General features: G+C 29.1%; 4 protein-coding genes. 1 reads left to right on the top strand and 3 read right to left on the bottom strand.

Features of this window, described 5'->3' with window-relative positions:
* From VJ881_06065 to VJ881_06055, 3 genes are all read right to left on the bottom strand, one after another.
* The coding region (locus tag VJ881_06065; GenBank protein ID HKL75614.1) for a substrate-binding domain-containing protein at positions 1 to 384 on the bottom strand (384 nt) is incomplete at its 3' end.
* A 168-nt stretch (positions 385 to 552) separates the two neighbouring features.
* Positions 553 to 2,055 (bottom strand): GAF domain-containing protein, encoded by a 1,503-nt coding sequence (locus tag VJ881_06060; protein HKL75613.1) that lies wholly within the window; start codon positions 2,053 to 2,055, stop codon positions 553 to 555.
* A gap of 119 nt (positions 2,056 to 2,174) precedes the next feature.
* Positions 2,175 to 2,507, bottom strand: coding sequence for a hypothetical protein (locus tag VJ881_06055; GenBank protein ID HKL75612.1), 333 nt, complete (start codon positions 2,505 to 2,507; stop codon positions 2,175 to 2,177).
* Between the two features lie 718 nt (positions 2,508 to 3,225).
* Between VJ881_06055 and VJ881_06050 the strand changes: the two genes are divergently transcribed.
* Positions 3,226 to 4,206 (top strand): hypothetical protein (locus VJ881_06050; protein ID HKL75611.1); only part of this gene is annotated, 981 nt, incomplete at its 3' end.

Below are 4,206 nucleotides of genomic sequence, written 5' to 3'. Positions count from 1 at the left end.
TAGGGCATTGATTTCTTCCGCATATTTTGATTTGTCGTGATATACAATGGCCATTTCATTACCGGCAAACCGGATGTTCCAATCGGTAAATTCAGGAATAAGCAAATTGTCAATGACTTTGTAGTCGGCCGATGCCATGATGTCGCAGGGCTTATTTAAATCAGCTATTTTTCTTGCACATTTTACACTTCCGGCCGATTCGAGAAACACATCAATATCAGGATTTTCTTTTTCGAATTGTTTTTTTATTTGTTTAAAAGGGACTGACAAGCTACCTGCATGAAAAATGATAAGTTCATTATTCTTTTTGTCTGTATTACAACTGAAAAGAAATAAGGTGGTTGCTAAAATTACAAGTATTTTTTTAAGGTTAATTTTTTTCATTTTTCTCTATGTTTTTGTTAAAAAGGATATGCAAAATTAAACATATCGAAATGAAATCCTAAAAAAAAGATGATTTTTTGAGCGTATTATAAATTGTTAGCTCCTTCTATACTTTTTAAATAAGGTAGCGATGCTTATGGATGAAATATTAAAAAGCGTAGGATTTTTTTATTTTTTATTTCCTTTTTTTTCTAATGTTGTGATTATTTCCTTTGCTTTTTCCAGTTGTCTTTTTAGTTCATCAGTTTCATCCTGTAATTCAATTATTTGTTGCTCCGAATCCTCGGCTCTGCGATATGATTCTTCCTGGGTAGCTTGCAATTCTTCCATATTTTGTCGCATTTCTTCTTCCTGTGCAGCCATTTCTTCGGCCTGTTGTTGTGTTTTTGCTAAAAGGTTATTTGTTTTTATGTTCATCTGAACAAAATATAGATGTGAAGCAACAGAGTCTGCAATTTTTTCTACAAAAGCAATCTCGTGCGGTTGGTATTTTTTAAATGAGGCTATTTCGATAATTCCCAAAACTTCATTTTCCCGTTTTAGTGGGACAATGAGTAAACTATTTGGATTAGCCCCACCCAGCCCGGAAGTAATTTCAATATAATTGTCCGGTATATCTGTCATATAAATTGATTCTGCCTCAATAGCACAAGTTCCGATAAGTCCCTCACCTATTTTTATAATGGAGTTTGTAAATTTTCTTCTATCATAAGCATAAGCCGCTTTAAGATTGTAAGTAACATTTTTGTCGTTATTTTGATTTTTTATAAAAATACCTCCTTGATTTGATTTTGTGTACTTAACAAGATTTTTTACAATCAGGAATGATAACTCTTCTAAATTATCGTTATTAGATCGTAAAATTTCTGAAAACAACCCAATGCCTTCGTTAGTCCACATTCTTTGTTCGTTTTCTTTGGTTTGATGCTCTCTTTCAGAAGAAACCTGTAGTAATTTTTTTCTCATAGTTATTAAATTACTACCTAGTTCTCCTTTACCATTGAAAACATTTATTTCCTCTTTAAAATTTCCATTTCCAACTTCAATAACAAAATCACGGGTAGATTTTAAGTTCTCTGTAAGCGTATTAATAGATTTTTTCATATCCTCAATTTCATCTGACCCGGAAACTTTAATTTTCTCGGGAAGTTCACCTTTTCCCAATTGAGCAATATATTTCTTCATTTTTTTTATTGATTTAACAATATACTTTGAATCTCGGTATAAAAAAATCAGTATTGTGGCTGATAAAAGGACTATTATTGAAAATAGTGTAATAAGAGCTTGTGCAATTTTATTTTCTGCACTTTTCTTGATACTATTATGGATTAGCGAAAGATTCGTTTCTATTTGATTAACGTTTTCGTTGATTCTTTTCATTAACCCGCGGTTTTCCTCTAATCCAATAATTAAATCTTTTTTAATGACCTGATGAAATTTTTTCCGGTATTGTTTCAGGTAACTGATTATTTTATCATTTTGAGCTACTTTATCTTTACTCAGGATTGCAATAAAATTATTTATAACCTTATCAAATTTATCTTTATAACGCAGGTCTTTCCGTAAAAGGTAATCTTTTTCATGCCTGCGCAAGGTTAGCATAAATTTCGAGTAAGTCAGATTATTTTGCTCCTCAACAATTGATTCGACAGCATGAATCTGATCTCTCATTTGACCAACCATCCCATAATCTTTGAATCCTTTTTGTATGATTAATTCTTTTAACTCGTTTAGATTGGTTTTGTATTCTTTGAAACCATGTACTACAGATTTTAATTCCTGTGAAATATTTAAATCAATAATAAAATAATAGGTTGTTTTTCTAAAAACTGTAATTCATCCTCAGCTTTACCAAGTACTTTATGCAGTGAGTCTAATATCGGACTTTTGTGTGTTTGATAAAATTTGGAATTCGATGTCTCTTTAAGTAAAAAATCATTTTCATAATTTCTGAGTTCCAAATCATATAATTTCAACTTTTCTATTCGGCTTAATAAAGCGTATTGGTCAAATGTATTATGTACATTAAAATAGGTAACAATTCCTAAGAGTGTTAATATTATTGTAATAGCAATCCCTGTACTTAACAATCGACGTTGAATTGTTGCATTTAAACCCTTCATTTTTTGCTTACAAAAGTATTGGGTTTAAGGCACTACAGGGTTAAATTCAATTGAACTATATATTAAGAAATTATAATATGAGAAGAAGTATTGTTCATGATAGAAAATCCAGCCTTATAGAAGCACTCTGAGCTTCTTATTTTCTATGTTATTTAATATTAAACTTTCGTTAAATAAAAAGAATAATGACAGGAATATATTTAATATCTTCTTAAAATTACCTGTAACATCTCAATCTTTAAGAACATTAATTTTGCCCTATCTAAATAATATAAATTTTATGATAAATAAACTCAGAGATCAGCTATTCGCATCTTTCCTTTTTTTTACCCTTTTAATTATAACATTGTTTATTTTGAGCGTGTTATATATTAAGCAGAAAGAAAAAATAGAACAAATACATTATTCTATCCAAGAGATCAATACGTTAGTTTTAGAACATAATCTCATTATTAATAATTTTTTTACCTATGATACTAAGAGTCAGTACTTTTTTAAAACAGGGTATAGTAGTTATTTAGAACGACACGAAGATAAATATCAACAAATTAGTAATAAAGTAAAAAGTCTGTATCAAATAGAATATCCTAAATCATTTGAGATGCAGAACTCTGTAAATCAGATAAAAAAAGAGTTAGATTTATATAATAAACAAATTGAAAATATTGTTGCACTAATAATTAAGAGAGGATTTCAGGATTTTGGAACAGAGGGGGAAATGCGTAATTATATACATAGGTTAGAAAAACTTGAGCAGATAGATTTGTCTCAGGTATTAATGCTCCGCCGGCATGAAAAAGATTATATCATTAGAAATCAACAAATTTATATAGAAAAACTTTTAAGGCTGGCTGAATCTTTTAAAAAGCAAATTGCTTCATCCCAAAAAATTACAAAATCAGAAAGAGATTCTGCCTTATTTTATTTAGATAATTATGTAGAGAACTTTAAGGTAATGGTAGCCTTAGATAAGGAGATTGGAATAAAAGATAATACTGCACTAAGAAAAAAAATAAAGAATCAGGAAGTTCTTATTATGGATATAGTTAATGAACTTCAGAAAAAAACCACATGGTTAAAAGAACAATATTTTTTTAAATTAAAACAGTATTATAGTATTGTAATTATTGTATTATTGAGTTTAAGTTTTTTTCTGAATCTTTTTTTATCCAAACGAATAACTTATAATTTATCTCTTCTTTCACAAAATATCTCAAGTTTTGTTGAAAGCAATTTTAATGAGTCTATGGGGAATAAATTTCCTGAAAAATATGCCAGAAATGAAGTTGGGATACTTATTGATCATTATAAGATCCTGCGACAAGAAATAATAGCATTAATTAAAGATTTTAAAAGGAAACTCGACCAAAGAACTTATTCAATTACATGTCAAAAAGAAAGACTGGAACAGCAAAAGGAAGAAATTGAAACCCAAAGAGATGAACTTTTTAAAAAGAATCAACTCATCGAAAACCAGAAAGAGATTGCAGAACAAAGGAATAAAGATATTTTGGCAAGTATTGAATATGCCAGTCTTATTCAGGATGCGCTTTTGCCTTCTGAAGAAAAGATGAATCGCTATTTTGAAAATTATTTTGTTTTATATAAGCCAAAAGATATCATAAGTGGTGATTTTTATTGGACAAAAAGAATAAAGAATGAAGAATTTTTTATTACTATTCTTGCTACTGCTGATTGC

The organism is Halanaerobiales bacterium, assembly GCA_035270125.1.
Taxonomy (GTDB): Bacteria; Bacillota; Halanaerobiia; order Halanaerobiales; family DATFIM01; genus DATFIM01.
The sequence above is the reverse complement of the archived record's forward strand: the minus strand, read 5'-3'. Positions and strand labels throughout refer to the sequence as shown.

Coding starts and splice junctions, on each gene's coding strand:
- VJ881_06055 (HKL75612.1), bottom strand. CDS start 2,507: ATGAAGGGTTTAAATGCAACAATTCAACGTCGATTGTTAAGTACAGGG.
- VJ881_06060 (HKL75613.1), bottom strand. CDS start 2,055: ATGAGAGATCAGATTCATGCTGTCGAATCAATTGTTGAGGAGCAAAAT.